The following is a 17,604-nucleotide window of genomic DNA, read 5'->3' as shown; positions in this document are numbered from 1 at the left end:
CTCTTGTTGCTCATGCGGCTCTCCGCAATTCGTCGGCCAGCGCGGCCAGGCTCGCCGCCTTCGGCTTGACCAGCCAGAAACGCTGCAGCAGGCCGCGGAAGTCGTTCAGCAGATGACGCCCCCACGCGCTGCCGGTGAGCTCGATGTGCCGCGCGATCAGTCCGCGCAGGTGTTGCATGTAATGCTCCATGCCTTCCGGCGAGATGCGCACGATGTCGACCAGTTCGTGGTTGTAGCAGTCGACGAAGCTGCGCTCGAGATCCAGCACGTAGGCGAAGCCGCCGGTCATGCCGGCACCGAAATTCAGCCCGCACGAACCGAGCACGGCGACCACGCCGCCGGTCATATATTCGCAGCAGTGATCGCCGGCGCCCTCGATCACCGCCAGCGCGCCGGAGTTGCGCACGGCGAAGCGCTCGCCCGCGCGTCCGGCGGCAAACAACTCGCCGCCGGTGGCGCCGTACAGGCAGGTGTTGCCGAGGATCGACGCCTCCTGGCTGGCAAACGGCGACTCGTCCGATGGCCGCACCACGATGCGCCCGCCGGTCATGCCCTTGCCGACGCCGTCGTTGGCCTCGCCGGTCAGCTCGATCTGCACGCCGCCGGCATTCCACGCCCCCAGGCTCTGGCCGGCGCTGCCGTCCAGCTGCAGGGTGATCGGCTCGATCATGCCGTGGTCGCCCCAGCGTCTCGCCACGTCGCCGGACAGGCGTGCGCCGATCGCGCGGTCGGTATTGGCGATCGCATAGTGGAACGTGCCGCCGCTGCCGAGTTCGACCAGCGGCGCCGCATCGGTCGAGATGCGGGTGGCCAGCGCGGCTTCGTCGCGCATCGGATTGCGCGGCAGGGTGCACGCGGCATCCACCTCGACTCCCAGCCCGTCGCTGGCGATCAGCCGCGAGAGATCGAGCTGGCGCTGCACCGGCGTGCTGCCTTCGACCTGGCTCAGCAGGTCGCTGCGACCGACCAGTTCGCCCAGGCTGCGCACGCCCAGCCGGGCCAGGTGGCTGCGCACGTCCTCGGCAACGAAGCGGAAATAGTTCATCACCATTTCCGGCAGGCCGATGAAGTGGTCCTTGCGCAGGATCTCGTTCTGCGTGGCCACGCCGGTGGCGCAATTGTTCAGGTGGCAGATGCGCAGGTACTTGCAGCCCAGCGCGACCATCGGGCCGGTACCGAAACCGAAGCTCTCGGCACCGAGCAGCGCGGCCTTGATCACGTCCAGGCCGGTCTTCAGGCCACCGTCGGTCTGCAACCGCACGCGCCCGCGCAGGCCGTTGCGACGCAGGGTCTGCTGCGCCTCGGCCACGCCCAGTTCCCACGGCGTGCCGGCGTACTTGATCGAGGTGAGCGGGCTGGCACCGGTGCCGCCGTCGTGGCCGGAGATGGTGATCAGGTCGGCCCCGGCCTTGACCACGCCGGCGGCGACGGTGCCCACGCCGGCATGCGAGACCAGCTTCACCGAGATCAGCGCGGCCGGATTGATCTCCTTCAGGTCGTGGATCAGCTGGGCCAGATCCTCGATCGAGTAGATGTCGTGATGCGGCGGCGGCGAGATCAGGCCGATGCCTGGCTTGGCATAGCGCAGCCGCGCGATCGTGGCATCCACCTTGTGCCCGGGCAGCTGGCCGCCCTCGCCCGGCTTGGCACCCTGGGCGACCTTGATCTGCAGCACCTCGGCGTTGATCAGGTAGGTCGGCGTGACGCCGAAGCGGCCGGAGGCGACCTGCTTGATCTTCGACATCTTCTCGGTGCCGTAGCGCGCGGGATCCTCGCCACCCTCACCGGAGTTGCTGCGCGCACCGAGCCGGTTCATCGCGATCGCCAGCGCCTCGTGCGCCTCCGGCGACAGCGCGCCCAGCGACATGCCGGCCGAGTCGAAGCGCTTGAGGATCGTTTCGACCGGCTCGACCTCGTCCAGCGGAACTTCCGCGCCGGCCGCGTGCGGCAGCAACAGGTCGCGCAGGGCCGAGGGCGGGCGCCCGTCGACATGCTGCGCGTAGCTTCGGTAGTCGGTCATCGAGCCGGTGCGTACCGCCTTCTGCAGCGTATCGATCACGTCCGGGTTGTACATGTGGTATTCGCCGCCGTGGACGAACTTGTAGATGCCGCCGGCGCGCAGCGGCTGCGCCTCGTTCCAGGCATCGGCGGCGAGCAGGCGCTGGTCCTGCTCGAGTTCGGCGAAGCCGGCGCCGCCGATCCGCGACGGCGTGCCGGCGAAACACAGCGCCACCACCTCGGGCGCGAGCCCGACGATCTCGAACAGCTGCGCGCCCCGGTAACCGGCGACGGTGGAGATGCCCATCTTCGACAGGATCTTCAGCAGGCCCTTGCGAATGCCCCGTCGGTAGCTGCGGCCGATCTCGCGCGGCGTGCCGTCGCCGCGCTTGAGGTAGCCGTCGCGGCCCAGCTCGAACAGGCTCTGGTAGGCCAGCCACGGATAGATGGCGGTGGCGCCGAAGCCGATCAGGCAGGCGAACTGGTGCGCATCGCGCGCGGTGGCGGTCTCCACCAGCAGGTTGCACTGGCAGCGCAGGCCGGTCTCGACCAGATGCGCGTGAATCGCGCCGACCGCCAGCAGCGCGTGCGCCGGCAGCGTCTCGCGGTTCGGGTAGCGGTCGGTGAGAAACACCATGCCGGCGCCGCCACGCACGCCGAGTTCGGCTTCGCGGCAGAACCGGCGCAGCGCCGCCTCGAGCCCCTCGCCGAGCGGGTAGCACAGGTCGATCTTGACCGTGGCGTCGACGAACTGCGGCATCGCGAGCATCTGCCGCAACTTGCGCTGCGAGCAGATCGGCGAGTTGAGCAGGGTCTGCCTCGCGTTCTCCGCCGACAGTTCGAACAGATTGCCCTCCGGACCGATCTGCGTGGTCAGCGACATCACCAGCCGTTCGCGCAGCGGATCGATCGGCGGATTGGTGACCTGGGCGAAGGCTTCACGGAAGCGGTCGAACAGCGGGCGGATCTGCCGCGACATCGCCGCCATCGGCGTGTCGTCGCCCATCGAACCGGTCGCCTCGGCCTCGGTCTCGGCGAGTACCTTGAGCACGCTCTCGCGCTCCTCGCGGCTCAGGCCATAGAGCTTCTGGTAACGACGCAACTCGTTCGCCGGCAGCGGCTCGGCGGCCAGGCTGGGATCGATCAGGTCGGATTCGAGATAGTGGACGCCGGCGCGCAGCCAGTCGCGGAACGGCGCGCGGCTGCGGTTGATCGCGTCGATGTCGGCATCGTGCAGCAGCCGCTTTTCGGCGAAGTCCACCGCCAGCATCTGGCCCGGACCGAGCCGCCCCTTGGCCAGCACCCGCGCCGGCGGCATGTCCCACAGACCGGCCTCGGAGGCCACGATCAGATGGTTGTCGTCCGACAGCGCCCAACGCGCCGGGCGCAGGCCGTTGCGGTCGAGCGTGCATACGGCGTAGCGGCCATCGCACATCACCAGCCCGGCCGGGCCGTCCCACGGTTCGCTGTGCAGCGCGTAGTACTCGTAGAAGCCGGTGAGGTCCTCGTCCAGATCCTCGCGCGCGGCGTAGGCCGGCGGCACCAGCACGCGCATCGCGGTGAGCATGTCGAGGCCGCCGGCCAGCAGCACTTCCAGCGCGTTGTCCAGGCTTTCCGAATCCGATCCGGTCTGGCGCACCAGCGGGCCGATGTCGGTCAGGTCGAGCAGCGGCGAGCGCAGGATCGCCTCGCGCGCCTGCATCCAGCGGCGATTGCCGCGGATGGTATTGATCTCGCCGTTGTGCGCCAGCAGCCGGAACGGCTGCGCCAATCGCCATTGCGGTGTGGTGTTGGTGGAGAAGCGCTGGTGGAACACCACCGCATCGCTGACCAGGGCCGGATGGGCCAGATCGGCAAACACCTCGCGCAGCCGGCCAGGCGCAGCCATCGCCTTGTAGCCGATCACCTGGGCGGAAAGACTCACCACATAGAACTGCGGGTCCTCCGCCAGCGCCGTTTCGGCACGGCGCCGGGCGCGGAACAGCGCACGCTCGAACGCCGCGTCGTCCATGCCGGCGGGGGCGTTCACGAACACCTGGCGCACACGCGGACAGGTCGCGCTGGCAAGGGGGCCGCAGGCATCCCGATTGACCGCCACGTCGCGCCAGCCGGCCAGCCGCAGCCCGGCTTCCAGCAGGTGCCGCTCGAACTCGATCGGCACCGCTTCGCCGCCCGCCGGATCGAGAAAGACCAGGCCCGCGGCAAACCGTTCGGCGGGTGCAATGCCGGACTCCGCCGCCAGCGCGCGCAGCCAGGGGGCCGGGCCATGGATCAGCACGCCGCAACCGTCACCGCTGACGCCGTCGGCATTCACACCGCCGCGATGGGACAACCGGCCCAGCGCGGCGAACGCGGTGTCGACCACCCAGGCGCTGGCACGCCCATCGATCTGCGCGACGATGCCGAAGCCGCAGCTGTCGTGCTCGAAAGACGGGTCGTACAACGTGGTGGAAACTGACTGCGCCATCTTGCCTCCCCGGCGGACGAAATTGCTGGACGCGCGCCGGCGGCGCTGCCATGAGCACCGTCGCTGCGCGCGGGGTGTTGTCCGACTAAAGCACAATTGCTGCGCCGCGTCAAAAGTTATTTGGACGTCTATATGCCCGCGGCGGTTCCGTGCGACCCGACCCGCACGAGCCCGTTCAGCCAGGCTGCGGCATCGCGCAGGCCGCCGTGAGCCAGCGGCGATCCGCACGATCCGTCTCGCCGCGGTCGTCCAGCTCGGTAATAATCGACCGATGCCCAACCATGCCCGCTTCGCCCGCCCGTTTGTCCCTGGCCTGCTCGCCTTCGCCGTGGCCTGTACCCTGCTCGCCCCGCCGGTCCAGGCCCGCCAGGATGGCAAGAACCGTACCGAACAGGCCGAGGCCAGGCAGAAGCTGGCCGATCTGCGCAGCAAGATGGAGGCGCTGGCGAAGCAGCAGGCCGATACCGCGGCACGCCGCGACAGCGTCAACGCGGAACTGGCCCGACAGGCCAATGCCCTGGCGGCGGCGGCACGCTCGGTACGCCAGACCGACAGCGAACTGGCGGCCAAACAGCAGCAGCTGGACCAGCTGCAACAGCAACGCGCCAGCCTGCAGCAGACGCTGGACAACCAGCGTGCGGCCATTGCCGACCTGCTGCGCGCCACCTATGCGCTGGGTCACGGTTCGGATCTGCGCCTGCTGCTCGGCGACCAGGACGTGGCGCGCATCGCCCGCGCACTGGTGTATTCGAAGTATTTCCAGCAGGACCGGGTCAGTCGTGTGCAACGGCTGATGACCGACCTGTCGAAATTGCAGGAGCTGGAGGACGCCATCAGCGCCGACCAGCAGGCACTGCAGGCGACCAGGGCGCAGCGCGAGGAGCAAGCCAAGGCGCTGGCCCGGCAACGCGCCGCACAGCAGAAACTGGCCGCGGAGACCGACGCCAGATACAAGGACCAGGCCCAGCGGCTGGCGGCGCTGAAGCAGAATGCGCAGTCGCTCAACCGCCTGGTCGCGCAGTTGCAGAAGGTCATCGACCAGGCCGCCCGCGAAGAGGCCACCCGCGCCGCGGCGGCGCGCACGGCGACGACGGGAAGACATCCGGGCCATCGGGCACCCCCGCCGATCGAGGTCGGCCGGGCCAGCGCGGACATCCGTGGCAACCTGCCGTGGCCGGCCAGCGGCGCCGTCAACAGCTACGGCAGCGGCGTACTGATCAAGGCCAGCGGCGGCAGCGAGATCCATGCCGTGGCCCGCGGCCGCGTGATCTACGCGGGTTTCCTGCGTGGCTACGGCATGTTGATCATCGTCAACCACGGCAATGGCTGGATGAGCATGTACGGCAACAACGAGACCCTGCTGCATGGGGTCGGTGACAAGGTGGAACCGGGCGAGGCGATCGGCACCGCCAGCGCCCCCACCGGCATCAACACCGGCGTATATTTCGAGTTGCGCAAGGGCGGCAAGCCGGTGGATCCACGCAGCTGGCTCAGCCAGCGCCGTTGACGCGATCACGCCATCACTGCAGGCTGGTGCTTGAGCAGTGAATTACCCTGGCGTTCGGTTGTCCATGGCTTCCGCCGCCTTTTCTGTCGCGCTCCGGCGCGATGTTTCCCCGTTGTACGGAGTCACCCGCATGCGCCTTCCCTCCCGTCATCAGTTCGTCCTGCTGCTGACTGTTCCATTCCTGTTCGCCGTACCGGGCGTGCACGCGCAAAGCACCGTGGCCGGCGGCAGCAGCACGGCCGCACCGCCGATCGACCTGCCGGCCGCCAGCAGCAGTGCCAGCGTACCGGCCAGCGCCAGTTCCAGCACCGATCAGGTCGACCTGGACGACATCCGCAATTTCAGCCGGGTGTACGAGGTGGTGCGCCAGGCCTACGTGGAGAAGGTCGACAACAAGACCCTGATGAAGGCGGCGATCACCGGCATGCTCAGCGGACTCGATCCGCACAGCGAATACCTGGACAAGGACGGCCTGGCCCAGCTCAGCGAGGACACCACCGGTCAGTACAGCGGCCTCGGCATCGAGGTGCTGCAGGTCGACGGCGGCCTGCGTATCGTCTCGCCGATCGATGACACTCCGGCCGCACGAGCCGGCATCAAGCCGGGCGACAGCATCGTCAAGATCAACGGGATCCTGATCGATTCGCAGAACGTGGACGAGATGTTCAAGCAGCTGCGCGGCAAGCCCGGCAGCAAGGTCGCGCTGACCATCATCCATCAGAACAGCAACAAGCTGATCGACCTGCAACTGGTGCGCGAGAACATCTCGGTCAGCAGCGTCAAGGTGCGCGAGCTGGAACCTGGCTACACCTACATCCGGATCAGCCAGTTCCAGGATGACACGGTGGGCGACCTGCAACGAAAGCTGGCCGAGCTGCTGAAGAAGAACGGTCCGGCGAAGGGTGCCGTGCTGGATCTGCGCAGCAACCCCGGCGGCCTGCTCACGGCGGCGGTGGGGGTCAGCGACGATTTCCTCAACTCCGGCATCATCGTCACCACCCGCGGGCGGTTGCAGGACGCCAACATGAGTTTCAACGCCCACCCCGGCGACCAGCTCGACGGTGCGCCGATGATCGTGCTGACCAACAACGGCACCGCCTCGGCGGCGGAAATCGTGTCCGGCGCGCTGAAGGACAACCATCGCGCGCTGATCATGGGCCAGCGCACGTTCGGCAAGGGCGTGGTGCAGACGGTGCTGCCGCTGGACGCCGACCATGCCGTGAAGATCACCACCGCCCGCTACTACACGCCGAGCGGTGCCTCGATCCAGGCCGAAGGCATCAAACCGGATATCGCACTGGCCGATCTCACCGTGAGCAAGGCGGACAGCGCACCGTCACTGATCAATTCCGAGGCCGACCTGCCCAATCACCTGGCCAACGAGCATGCCAAGGCCGGCAACGACATCAACGACGACGGCAGCGCCGACGACGGCAAGCTGGCGACCAGCGATTACGCGCTGTCACAGGCGCTGAACGTGCTCAAGGGCATGGCCCTGCGCCAGGCTGCAGCGATCCGGCGCTGAGGCCGGCGCAACAACGCAAACGGCCCGGTTTCCCGGGCCGTTTCGTTGCGTGCCGTGACAGGGTCCGCAACCACTGTTGCGGCCTTGCCCGACGCCTCGCATTACACCGCGAAGAGGCCGCGCATCTTCTTCATCGCGTTCGCCTCGACCTGACGGATGCGCTCGGCGGAGACACCGTACTCGTCAGCCAGATCCTGCAGCGTGGCCTTGTTCTCGTCGTCCAGCCAGCGACGCTGGATGATGTCGCGCGAACGCTTGTCCAGATGGCTCAGGGCATCGGTCAGGGTCTGCATCTGGTTGTCGGCGTAGTCCTCGTCGGACACGTTCTCGTACGGATCGGCTCCATCGTCGATCAGGAACGCCGCTGGCGCCGGCTTGGCGTCCTCGTCGTCGCCGATCGGCTCGAAGCCGATGTCCCGACCGGACAGCCGCGACTCCATCTCGCGCACCGTCGCCTCGGGCACACCCAGATCCTTCGCCACCGTGCTCACTTCGGCCGCGTTCATCCAGCCCAGGCGCTTCTTGCTCTTGCGCAGATTGAAGAACAGCTTGCGCTGCGCCTTGGTGGTGGCGACCTTGACGATGCGCCAGTTCTTCAGGATGAACTCGTGCATCTCGGCACGGATCCAGTGCACTGCAAAGCTGACCAGGCGCACGCCCTGATCCGGATCGAAACGCTTGACCGCCTTCATCAGGCCGATGTTGCCTTCCTGAATCAGGTCGGCCAGTTGCAGGCCGTAACCGCTGTAGCCGCGGGCGACATGCACCACGAAACGCAGGTGCGACATCACCAGCTTCTTCGCCGAAGCCAGATTCGCTTCTTCGAGATAATCCCGCGACAACGCCTGTTCTTCTTCCACGCTGAGTACCGGAATCCGGTGCACCGCGGAAATATAGGCATCCAGACTACCCACCACGCTCGGTAGCGGAAAGTTGGCAGTCACCAAGGCTTGAGACATGGGTGAAACCTCCTGCATGACGTCAAAGTTTAGCACTCACATAATTAGAGTGCTAAAACCTCGATTGGTTCGAACCGGATCGGACCCGGGCCTTAATGAACCGAATGGTACAGATATAGATCGGCCTTGTCCAGCACCCCTGATGCATCCACATGAGGCTCGCACGCCCCCATTCAAGCGGCCGTGAGGCGGCCTACAGCAGGGATCGCGACGGCAACGACCAGTCGATGGCCGACTGCCCCCTGGCCTGCAGCCAGGCGTTGGCCGCGGAGAAATGGCCGCAGCCGATGAAACCGCGGTGGGCGGACAACGGCGACGGGTGCACCGAACTCAGCACGCAGTGCCGGCCAGGGTCGATCAGCTGGCCCTTGCGCTGGGCATAGGCACCCCACAGCAGGAAGACCAGGCCCTCACGCTCGCGGTTCAATGCGTCGATCGCCGCGCCGGTGAAACCTTCCCAGCCCCGATTCGCATGCGATCCGGCACGCCCCTCCTCCACCGTCAACACGCTGTTGAGCAGCAGCACGCCCCGATCGGCCCAGGCCGTGAGGCAGCCATGGTCGGGGCGCGGGATGCCGAGGTCGCGCTGGATTTCCTTGAAGATGTTGTCCAGCGACGGCGGCACCCGGACACCGGGACGCACCGAAAAGCACAGGCCATGGGCCTGGCCTGGACCGTGGTAGGGATCCTGCCCCAGGATAACCACGCGCACGGCGTCGAACGGGGTGTGTTCGAACGCGGCAAAGATCTCCGGGCCAGGCGGGTAGATCCGCTTGCCAGCGTGCTTCTCGGCGCGCAGGAACGTCGACAGGCCCTGCATCTCCGGGCGCAGCAGATAGTCGCCGATGCGCGCCTTCCACGACGGCTCGAGTTTGATCGGGGTATCGCTCATGCGTCTTGCGCGTGCGCGCGCAGATGCCCGGCCACGCGCAGCTGGAACAGCAGTTTGGTGACCAGCAGCTTCTCCTCGACCGGCTTCTCGACCAGATCGTTCGCACCGGCCCGGATCAGCGCGGCCTGGTTGGCCGGATTCTCGTCGCCGGTCATCACCAGCACCGGCAGCCGACCCTTGCCGTAACCGAATTCGCCACGGATGTGCTTGAGCAGATCGCCGCCGGTCAGCTCGCCTTTCAGGCTGACGTCGGTCAGCACCAGGTCGGCACCGATCCAGCCCAACGAGCGATCCGTCTCCAGCAGGGCGATCGCATCCTCGACGCTGACCACGTGACGCACGGTAAGTCCGATCTTCTCCAGCATGCGGCGGGTCGCCAGCGCCACCACCCGACTGTCCTCGACGTAAAGCACAGTACCTTCCGCGCTGGCTTGCGGACTCACATAGCCGCGAATGAACTCGGCCAGCGCCTGGAAACCCAGTGCCTTGTCGAAATAATCGGTGACATCCTCGCCCAGCGAGCGCCGGTGCAGGCGGTCTTCGACGTCGCCGGACACCACCACGATGGGCACGTAGATCTGCGGCGCCGATTCGCGCACGAACTTCGCCAGTTCCAGCCCGTCCATGTCGGGCAGCCGCAGTGCGATGGTGATGAAGTCGAACACGCCCTCGCCGAGTACCTGTTGCGCCTCCTCGCCGCTGCCGCAACCCACCACTTCGACCCCGGGCAGCTCGGCCTTGAGCACGCGGCTGATCAACTGTCGCACCACGCGCGAGCCATCGACCACCAGCACGCGCGGCGCCTCGGTCAGCAGACGGCCGCTGATATTTGTACTCATTCCTTCACTCACCCACCCGACCCGTGGCGGTCCCTAGCCGATGAACCTGCGGGCGCACCCCCGCGCCCGCTTCAATTGAAGATAATGCACCGAGGCCCACATCAACCGCTGCGATTCACGTCACCGCATCGAAGAGCCATCACACCACCCTGCGCAATTGCCAGGCACTGACCAGGCGCGCTCCCAGCCAGCCCAGCGCCGCCGCCGCCAGCGGAACCGCCAGCAGCAACCACAACGGCAATCCGCCGACCTCGAGCCGCCCATCATAGGCCCGGCTCAGTTGCGCCACCGGCGCGGCCAGCGCGAACTCGATCAGCACCGCCAGCAGCGCGGCGAGCACCCCGCTGAACAGCCCATACCAGAGCCCCGCATACAGATAGGGGCGACGCACGAACGCGCTGCTGGCACCGACCAGCAACAACACACCGATTTCCTCGCTGCGGCTGGCGATGTCCACCCGCACCGTGTTGCCGACCACCAGCAAGGCCGCCAGCGCCAGCAACGACGCCAGTATCAATACGGCCCGCCTGCCGACGCCGAGCAGGGCATCCAGTCGTTGCCGCCAGCTGCCGCTGTCCTGCACCAGATCGACGCTGCGCATCGTGCGCACGTCGGTCACCAGTTGCTCGAGGGCGCTGGCGCCCACGTCGGCACGCGGCTGCAGCTGCAGCACGTAAGGCAGCGGATTGTCGTCGAGCGTCTTCAGGGCGCCGGAGAATCCCTGCATTTTCGCCAGTTCGTCCATGCCTTGCTGCGGGGTCTTCACGGTGACCGCGGCCACTTCCGCGCGATCCCCCAGTTGCCTGGCCAGCAACTGCGCCTGCTGCGCGGTCTGCCCCGGCTGCATGAATACGCTGATCGACTGGCTCTGGCCCAGCGCGTCGCCGAGTTTCTGCACGTTGCCCAGCAACAGGTAGAACGCCAACGGCAAGGCCAGCGCCAGCCCCATCACCGCAATCGTCAGCAGGCTGCCCAGCGGACGCGAAGCCAGCCGCCGAAGGCTCGCCGCCGCGCTCCAGCCGTGATGCTCCTGCCAGCTGGCGAAGCGCCGCCCATGGCTGTGCTGGTTGCGCGCCGGAGCGTCGGAACCGGCTGAAATGTTTTCCGCAGGCCTGTTCACAGCACCTCCTGCGCAGCCAGGTCGGCCACCAGCCGGCCATGGTCGAGGACGATCACGCGTCGCTTCATGCGCTTGATCAGCGGCAGGTCGTGGCTGGCGATCAGCACCGTGGTGCCGACCTGCTGGAACTCGGCGAACAGGCCCATGATCTCCAGCGCCAGTTGCGGATCGAGATTGCCGGTCGGTTCATCGGCGATCAGCAGGGTCGGTCGCGCCACGATGGCGCGGGCAATACCCACGCGCTGCTGTTCCCCGGCAGACAGGGTCGCCGGCAACTGTCGCTCATAGGCTAGCAGGCCGACCTTCTCCAGCGCCGCGCGGACGCGCCGGGCGCGTTCGGCGCGGGCGATGCTGCCGATCACCAGCGGCAGCTCGACGTTGGCAAATACCGTGCGGTCCATCAGCAGGCGGTGATCCTGGAACACCATGCCGATCTGTCGACGCCATTTCGGTACGCCGCTGCGGCGGATCTTCGCGAGGTTCTTGCCGCCCATGCTGATCGCCCCGTGGGAGGGTCGCTCGATCAGCCCCAGCAGCTTGAGCAGGGTGCTCTTGCCGGCACCGGAATGGCCGGTGACAAAGGCCATCTCGCCGGTCGGCACCTCGAATGAAAGCTGCGAGAGCGCCTCATGGCCGCCCTCGTAGCGTTTGCTGACTTGATCAAACTGGATCACCGCGTATCCCCGAGCCTGCGCGTCGTCATGCCAGCGGCAAGGATAAGGGAAGCCGGCACCAAGATGCGGACTTCCCCAACCCATCGATCGCCGCGGATTCATCCCACGGCAATCGACCCGCTCAGCGGCCGGTGAACAGCCGGGTCAGCCGGCGGAACAAGCCGGGCTTGTTCGGGTGGGCATGCTCGCCGGTCTTGCCGGCGGTGACCTCGACCTGCCGCGACGGACGCTGGTGACCCGATCCGCTGGATTCGGTCGCCTTGTTGCGGTCCCGCGGCGGACGGCGCTCGCCCCTCGGAGCGCGCTCGCTGCCGGCTTCGGCGGTACTCTGGCCGTTCGTCTGGCCGTTCGTCTGGCCGTTCGTCTGGCCGGCCTCGGGCGCCTCGCCCTCGCGACGGCGATTGCGTCCGCCGCGACGACGACGCGGCTTGCGTGCACCTTCGACAACGGAGGTATCCCCGGTCGCCTCAACCGTTTGCGCGGCGACCGCGACCACCGGCTCGACCACCGCGGCGGCAACGCTTTCGGATGCCACGGCGGCCGGCCTGCGCTCACGTGGCGGGCGCGAGCCGGCATGGCCGGCGCCACCGCTGCGCTCACCGCTACGGCCGGCACCACCGGTACGGCGCGGCTTTTCGCCAGGCCGTGGCGGCACCACGTCGCCGTAGGCGGCGCTGTCGGCAGCAGCATTGGCAGCAAACTCGGCGTCGACCGCACGCGGCTTGGGCATGATCAGCAGTTGCGGATCCATCTGCGCCACCGGAATGCTCTGCCCGATATAGGCTTCGATGTCGGGCAGCGACATCGCATACAGGTCGCAGGCGAAGCTGATCGCATCACCCTCGGCGCCAAGCCGCGCGGTACGCCCGATCCGATGCACGTAATCCTCGGCCTCGTGCGGCAGGTCGTAGTTGAAGACGTGGCTCACCGCCGGGATGTGCAGGCCGCGCGCGGCCACGTCGGTGGCGACCAGGATGTCCAGCTGGCCTTCCTGGAAACGCTGCAGCAGTTTCTGCCGCTTCAGCTGCGGCACGTCGCCGGAAATCGCGCCGACGCGGCAACCATGGCGCTTGACCCGCTCGGTGATCCGCTCGGCGGCGGCCTTGGTGTTGACGAAGATGATGCTGCGGCTCGGCTTGGCCTGGTCGAGCAGGTTCAGCAGCAGCGGCATCTTCTCTTCCTTGGCCGGGAAGTAGACCAGCTGGCGCACGTGATCGGCGGTGACGTTCTCGCTCTCCACCACCAGCTTCTCGGCCTCGTGCATGTGCTCGTACGCCAGCTCCAGCACGCGGTGGCTCAGCGTGGCGGAGAACAGCAGCACCTGACGCTGCTCGCGTGGCGGCAGGCGGCGGAAGATGAAGCGCACGTCCTTGATGAAGCCCAGGTCGAACATGCGATCGGCTTCGTCGATCACCATCACTTCGACGCTGTTGAGGCTGAAGACCCCCTGCTTGTGGTAGTCGAGCATGCGGCCGGGCGTGGCGATGATGATGTCGCAGCCGTCCTTCAGCTGCTGGCGTTGCTTGTCGTAATCGACGCCGCCATAGATCAGCGCGGTCTTCAGACCCGTGTGCCGGCCGATCGCCTGCGCATCCTTGTCGATCTGGATCGCCAGCTCGCGGGTGGGGGCGATGATCAGGGCGCGCGGGTCGCTGTCCTTGCGGTCGGCCACGGCCGGTGTGGTCAGCAGGCGATTCATCAGCGCGACCAGGAAGGCACAGGTCTTGCCGGTGCCGGTCTGCGCCTGGCCGGCGACGTCGCGTCCGGCCAGTGCCAGCGGCAGGGTCATTTCCTGGATCGGCGTGCAGCGGGTGAAACCGCTGTCGTCCAGACCCTGCTGCAGCAGCGGATGCAAATCGAAATTGGTGAAGAAGGTGTCGGTGAGTACAGTTTGTGACATATGGGGAATGAAAACCTTGCCTGACGGCGGCGTGATGCGCTGCACCCGCCTCGGACGCCGGACATCGGCAGCGGGCGGTGCAGGACGGGTGCGCGATGCGCAGCGAAGCGGCTCGATGTCAGGGTCAACAAGGTCGCGCCGCGGCGTGCGACGCCGTATTTGCCGGCGGTCTGACGGGCGACTGTGCAAGCCGCCCTTGAATCGTGCCCGGAGTTGCGCTGGAATGAACACCTGCCGTCATGGCACGTCTTCTTCCGACCCAACCCAGCTTCATGGGCGCCTGAGTGTAGCTGATGATGGCCCCGCCCGTCCTCACTCCTTGTGTTGCCACCCTTGCCACCCCATTGTGTTTCACCCGCATGTTTTGCGCCCCCAGCCACGGAGATTCCCGGTGAGCGACCTGATTACCCATGTGAACGACGACGCCTTCGAGCAGCAGGTGCTCAAGTCAGAAACCCCGGTACTGCTGGATTTCTGGGCCGAATGGTGTGGCCCGTGCAAGGCCATTGCGCCGATGCTGGACGAACTGGCCCAGCAATACGAAGGCAAGTTGCGCATCGTCAAGGTGAATATCGACGAGAACCAGCAGACCCCGCGCGCCTATGGCGTACGCGGCATTCCGACCCTGATGGTGTTCAAGAACGGCAAGGTCGAGGCCACCCAGATCGGTGCCGTGAGCAAGGGCCAGCTGACCCAGATGATCGACAAGGCCATCTGATCCGTTCGTGACAAACCCGCTGCCGGCGACCTGCTCCGCGTGACCGGGCAGGTTGCCGATGCTTTACGCCGACATGCGGCGGGTGCTAGATTCAATGCGTCCGTCGGGGCAGTCCTGTCCCCTTGCGCCTTCCGCGCGACGCACATCCTCCCTCCTGTAATTCAACGGCGCCCTGCGAGGATTGCCCGTGTCCGATACCGATAACCTGATTCCGAACGACGCCAAGAGCGCCGACGCCAAGCCCGTTGCCGAAGGCAAGCCCGAGCCGCGCCCCCGCGCGCCGAGGCGCACGGCGGCAGCGATCGCGGCGGCGAATGCCGAAACCGCGTCGAAAACCGAGAGCCCGCCGAAGGTCGACAGGCCGGTCGCTGCCACGTCGGCACCCGCACCGGCGCCGATGCCCGCGGCCGAGCGACCGGCACCCGCTCCGGCGCCGCCGGCAGCGCCCCAGGCCGCCCAGACCGAGGCGCAGCCGCCCCGGCCCGCCGCCGAACCGCGCGAGCAGGTCAACCCGCCGGCCGCGGATCCGAATGCCGCGTCGAACCAGGCTCCCGCCCAGGGTCAGGGCCAGAACCCGAATCCGAACGCCGGCCAGAACAATGCCCCCCGTGAAGCCCGCGAAGGCCGCGGCCGGCGCCGTCGCAACGAGCGCGGCGGCAGCGGTGGCGGCGGCAATCCGCAGCAACCCCGTCCGCAGGGCGGTGGCCACCCGCGACCCAACCCGAACGGCCTGCCGGTGGACGACGACAACGCCGATCCGGGCAGCAACGACCGGGTCATCAACCTTACCGAGCTGAAGCGCAAGAACGCGATCCAGCTGCTGGAGTTTGCCGAGTCGCTGGGCGTGTACGAAGGTGTCGCCCGCGCCCGCAAGCAGGACGTGATCTTCAACGTGCTCAAGGCGCACGCCCGCTCCGGCGGCGGCATCTGGGCCGAAGGCGTGCTGGAAATCCTGCAGGACGGCTTCGGCTTCATGCGTTCGGCCGACGAGTCCTACCTGGCCGGCCCCGACGACATCTACGTCTCGCCCAGCCAGATCCGCCGCTTCAACCTGCGCACCGGCGACTACATCACCGGACGCGTGCGTCACCCGAAGGAAGGCGAGCGCTATTTCGCCATGCTGCGGGTGGAGACGATCAACGGCGATCCGCCGGAAGCGTCGAAGAACAAGATGCTGTTCGAGAACCTCACCCCGCTGTTCCCGCGCAAGGCGTTCAAGCTCGAGCGGGGCAACGGTTCCAGTGAGGACATCACCGGGCGCATCCTCGACCTGATCGCGCCGATCGGCAAGGGTCAGCGCGGCCTGATCGTCTCGCAGCCGAAATCCGGCAAGACGATGATGCTGCAGAACATCGCGCAGGCGATCCAGTACAACCACCCCGAAGCGCACCTGATCATGCTGTTGATCGACGAGCGGCCGGAGGAAGTCACCGAGATCGCCCGCACCGTGCGCGCCGAAGTCATTTCCTCGACCTTCGACGAGCCGGCCGTGCGCCACGTGCAGGTCGCCGAGATGGTGATCGAGCGCGCCAAGCGCCTGGTCGAGCACAAGAAGGACGTGGTGATCCTGCTCGACTCGATCACCCGCCTGGCCCGCGCCTACAACACCGTGGTACCGAGCTCCGGCAAGGTGCTCACCGGCGGCGTGGATGCGAACGCGCTGCAGCGTCCGAAGCGCTTCTTCGGCGCCGCGCGCAACGTCGAGGAAGGCGGCTCGCTGACCATCATCGCCACCGCGCTGACCGACACCGGCAGCAAGATGGACGAGGTGATCTACGAGGAGTTCAAGGGCACCGGCAACATGGAAGTGCACCTGAGCCGGCGCATCTCCGAGAAGCGCGTCTACCCGGCGATCGACATCAACCGCTCCGGCACCCGCCGCGAAGACCTGCTGATCGATCCGGACCTGCTGGCCAAGATCTGGATCCTGCGCAAGTTGCTGCACCCGATGGACGAACTCAGCGCGATGGAGTTCATGCTCGACAAGATGAAGAACACCAAGTCCAACGACGAGTTCTTCAATTCGATGAAGCGCTGATCGTCTTCGGACGTGACCTGGAAAGGCCGGCACATGCCGGCCTTTCTGCTGTCGTGCACTTGCGAAACGACCCTGCCTGGGATGAAATCGAGCCGCAGCCTTGGGGGTGAACCACCGATGCTCTCGCGACCCGTATTGCTGGCATGCACACTGCTGTTGTCCTGTCCTGCGCTCGGCCGGGACAACGCCCCGTCGACACAGGACCTGTGCCGCCAGGCCACGCCGGTGGCGCGCGATCTGTGGAACCGGGATCTGTACGATGCCCCGCCCGGCGTAGCCGCACTGATGGTCGATGTGATCGACGGCCGACTCGCCGAGGCGCGCGAACAGCTCGCGAGACTGAATCCGGGCGAAGTGGCGCGCTGGCGCCAGACGGCCATGCTCACGGCCATCTATGCGGGACACACCGACATGGTCGAGGCACTGCTGGGCGATGGCGCCGTGGCCGACGGCATGGGCTGGATACCTCCGCTCAGGGACAGCTTCTTCCGGCAGACCGTGGCCGCCATGAAGCAGGATGCGCGCCTGGAGGGCTCCAGTACGGTCAAGGGTCTCGCTGCCGCCGGATTGCTGAAGAACGAGGGCCGGTATTACGGGCCGGCCCTGGTCATTGCCGCCAGCTGCGGCGACGCCGCGACGGTGGACGTGCTGTTGCGCCACCACGCCAATGGCCTGGCCCGTTCGTCAACCAACGGCGCCGATGCACTGACCGTGGCCACCGTCCTTGGCCATGCCGAAATCGTGGAACGCCTGCTCGATCACGGCGCCAACCCGTGCATCGACGACCGCTTCATCCAGATGCACCAGCCCGACGCCTCGCTGGCGACCATCGGCCGGCAGAAGGGGCTGCCCGCGGCGCTGGTGCAACGGCTGGTCTGTCCCGCTGTCGACACCGCGCACTGAGAGGCCCGCGGCGCCTTCGAGCCTGGCGTCGGCAACCATCTGTACCGCCACGTACAATTATTTC

12 protein-coding genes are annotated in these 17,604 nt (G+C 67.1%); 5 read left to right on the top strand and 7 right to left on the bottom strand.

Going from position 1 to position 17,604, the window contains the following annotated elements; all coding sequences use genetic code 11:
• Positions 1 to 10: 10 nt before the first annotated feature.
• Positions 11 to 4,465, bottom strand: a complete 4,455-nt coding sequence (gene gltB, locus ACFPPA_RS01570) for a glutamate synthase large subunit (RefSeq protein ID WP_377316606.1) — start codon at positions 4,463 to 4,465, stop codon at positions 11 to 13.
• 271 nt (positions 4,466 to 4,736) lie between these two features.
• Here gltB and ACFPPA_RS01565 point away from each other — a divergent pair, with 271 nt between their 5' ends.
• Both ACFPPA_RS01565 and ACFPPA_RS01560 read left to right on the top strand, forming a co-directional pair.
• Entirely contained in the window at positions 4,737 to 5,972 is a 1,236-nt protein-coding gene (locus ACFPPA_RS01565; protein WP_377316604.1) for a murein hydrolase activator EnvC family protein, read from the top strand.
• 130 nt (positions 5,973 to 6,102) lie between these two features.
• Positions 6,103 to 7,497 (top strand): S41 family peptidase, encoded by a 1,395-nt coding sequence (locus ACFPPA_RS01560; protein ID WP_377316602.1) that lies wholly within the window; start codon positions 6,103 to 6,105, stop codon positions 7,495 to 7,497.
• 101 nt (positions 7,498 to 7,598) lie between these two features.
• Here ACFPPA_RS01560 and rpoH read toward each other — a convergent pair whose 3' ends face one another.
• From rpoH to ACFPPA_RS01530, 6 genes are all read right to left on the bottom strand, one after another.
• Positions 7,599 to 8,456, bottom strand: coding sequence for an RNA polymerase sigma factor RpoH (gene rpoH / locus ACFPPA_RS01555; protein ID WP_377316600.1), 858 nt, complete (start codon positions 8,454 to 8,456; stop codon positions 7,599 to 7,601).
• Between the two features lie 193 nt (positions 8,457 to 8,649).
• Positions 8,650 to 9,348, bottom strand: coding sequence for a uracil-DNA glycosylase (gene ung, locus ACFPPA_RS01550; RefSeq protein ID WP_377316598.1), 699 nt, complete (start codon positions 9,346 to 9,348; stop codon positions 8,650 to 8,652).
• Entirely contained in the window at positions 9,345 to 10,187 is an 843-nt protein-coding gene (locus ACFPPA_RS01545) for a response regulator (RefSeq protein WP_377316596.1), read from the bottom strand. The genes ung and ACFPPA_RS01545 overlap by 4 nt, the downstream gene beginning before the upstream one ends.
• Positions 10,188 to 10,326: 139 nt before the next feature.
• Entirely contained in the window at positions 10,327 to 11,307 is a 981-nt protein-coding gene (ftsX, locus tag ACFPPA_RS01540) for a permease-like cell division protein FtsX (protein WP_377316594.1), read from the bottom strand.
• Positions 11,304 to 11,981, bottom strand: a complete 678-nt coding sequence (gene ftsE / locus ACFPPA_RS01535) for a cell division ATP-binding protein FtsE (RefSeq protein WP_377316592.1) — start codon at positions 11,979 to 11,981, stop codon at positions 11,304 to 11,306. Before ftsE ends, ftsX begins: the two co-directional genes overlap by 4 nt.
• Positions 11,982 to 12,102: 121 nt before the next feature.
• Positions 12,103 to 13,881, bottom strand: coding sequence for a DEAD/DEAH box helicase (locus ACFPPA_RS01530; protein WP_377316590.1), 1,779 nt, complete (start codon positions 13,879 to 13,881; stop codon positions 12,103 to 12,105).
• A gap of 391 nt (positions 13,882 to 14,272) precedes the next feature.
• Between ACFPPA_RS01530 and trxA the strand changes: the two genes are divergently transcribed.
• From trxA to ACFPPA_RS01515, 3 genes are all read left to right on the top strand, one after another.
• Complete coding sequence (gene trxA / locus ACFPPA_RS01525) at positions 14,273 to 14,599, top strand: thioredoxin TrxA (RefSeq protein ID WP_377316588.1); 327 nt, start codon at positions 14,273 to 14,275, stop codon at positions 14,597 to 14,599.
• 187 nt (positions 14,600 to 14,786) lie between these two features.
• The gene (gene rho, locus ACFPPA_RS01520) at positions 14,787 to 16,637 is read left to right on the top strand and encodes a transcription termination factor Rho (protein ID WP_377316586.1); all 1,851 of its coding nucleotides are present in this window, start codon (positions 14,787 to 14,789) and stop codon (positions 16,635 to 16,637) included.
• 117 nt (positions 16,638 to 16,754) lie between these two features.
• Complete coding sequence (locus ACFPPA_RS01515) at positions 16,755 to 17,540, top strand: ankyrin repeat domain-containing protein (RefSeq protein WP_377316584.1); 786 nt, start codon at positions 16,755 to 16,757, stop codon at positions 17,538 to 17,540.
• The last annotated feature ends 64 nt before the right edge of the window (positions 17,541 to 17,604 follow it).

The organism is Rhodanobacter ginsengisoli (assembly GCF_042657065.1).
Taxonomy (GTDB): domain Bacteria; phylum Pseudomonadota; class Gammaproteobacteria; order Xanthomonadales; family Rhodanobacteraceae; genus Rhodanobacter; species Rhodanobacter ginsengisoli.
This window is presented reverse-complemented; position numbering and strand designations above follow the sequence as displayed.